Source organism: Pseudomonas sp. NPDC089569, assembly GCF_050280625.1.
Lineage (GTDB): Bacteria > Pseudomonadota > Gammaproteobacteria > Pseudomonadales > Pseudomonadaceae > Aquipseudomonas.
Genome location: NZ_JBNNVQ010000214.1, coordinates 1,814 through 3,202, shown reverse-complemented (window position 1 = coordinate 3,202; position 1,389 = coordinate 1,814). Strand labels below are relative to the sequence as shown.

Below are 1,389 nucleotides of genomic sequence, written 5' to 3'. Positions count from 1 at the left end.
CAAATTGCTTGGGTGTTATATGGTCAAGCCTCACGGGCAATTAGTATCGGTTAGCTCAACGCCTCACAGCGCTTACACACCCGACCTATCAACGTCGTAGTCTTCGACGGCCCTTCAGGGAACTCAAGGTTCCAGTGAGATCTCATCTTGAGGCAAGTTTCCCGCTTAGATGCTTTCAGCGGTTATCTTTTCCGAACATAGCTACCCGGCAATGCCACTGGCGTGACAACCGGAACACCAGAGGTTCGTCCACTCCGGTCCTCTCGTACTAGGAGCAGCCCCTCTCAAATCTCAAACGTCCACGGCAGATAGGGACCGAACTGTCTCACGACGTTCTAAACCCAGCTCGCGTACCACTTTAAATGGCGAACAGCCATACCCTTGGGACCGGCTTCAGCCCCAGGATGTGATGAGCCGACATCGAGGTGCCAAACACCGCCGTCGATATGAACTCTTGGGCGGTATCAGCCTGTTATCCCCGGAGTACCTTTTATCCGTTGAGCGATGGCCCTTCCATACAGAACCACCGGATCACTAAGACCTACTTTCGTACCTGCTCGACGTGTCTGTCTCGCAGTCAAGCGCGCTTTTGCCTTTATACTCTACGACCGATTTCCGACCGGTCTGAGCGCACCTTCGTACTCCTCCGTTACTCTTTAGGAGGAGACCGCCCCAGTCAAACTACCCACCATACACTGTCCTCGATCCGGATGACGGACCTGAGTTAGAACCTCAAAGTTGCCAGGGTGGTATTTCAAGGATGGCTCCACGCGAACTGGCGTCCACGCTTCAAAGCCTCCCACCTATCCTACACAAGCAAATTCAAAGTCCAGTGCAAAGCTATAGTAAAGGTTCACGGGGTCTTTCCGTCTAGCCGCGGATACACTGCATCTTCACAGCGATTTCAATTTCACTGAGTCTCGGGTGGAGACAGCGCCGCCATCGTTACGCCATTCGTGCAGGTCGGAACTTACCCGACAAGGAATTTCGCTACCTTAGGACCGTTATAGTTACGGCCGCCGTTTACCGGGGCTTCGATCAAGAGCTTCGCGTTAGCTAACCCCATCAATTAACCTTCCGGCACCGGGCAGGCGTCACACCCTATACGTCCACTTTCGTGTTTGCAGAGTGCTGTGTTTTTAATAAACAGTCGCAGCGGCCTGGTATCTTCGACCGGCGTGGGCTTACGCAGCAAGTGCTTCACCCTCACCGGCGCACCTTCTCCCGAAGTTACGGTGCCATTTTGCCTAGTTCCTTCACCCGAGTTCTCTCAAGCGCCTTGGTATTCTCTACCCAACCACCTGTGTCGGTTTGGGGTACGGTTCCTGGTTATCTGAAGCTTAGAAGCTTTTCTTGGAAGCATGGCATCAACCACTTCGTCACCCAAAG

At 53.3% G+C, this 1,389-nt stretch carries 1 rRNA gene (running past one end of the window); it reads right to left on the bottom strand.

The features are described from left to right. Positions 1-19: 19 nt before the first annotated feature. A 23S ribosomal RNA gene (locus ACQKP2_RS32300) occupies positions 20-1,389 on the bottom strand; it runs 1,621 nt beyond the window's last position.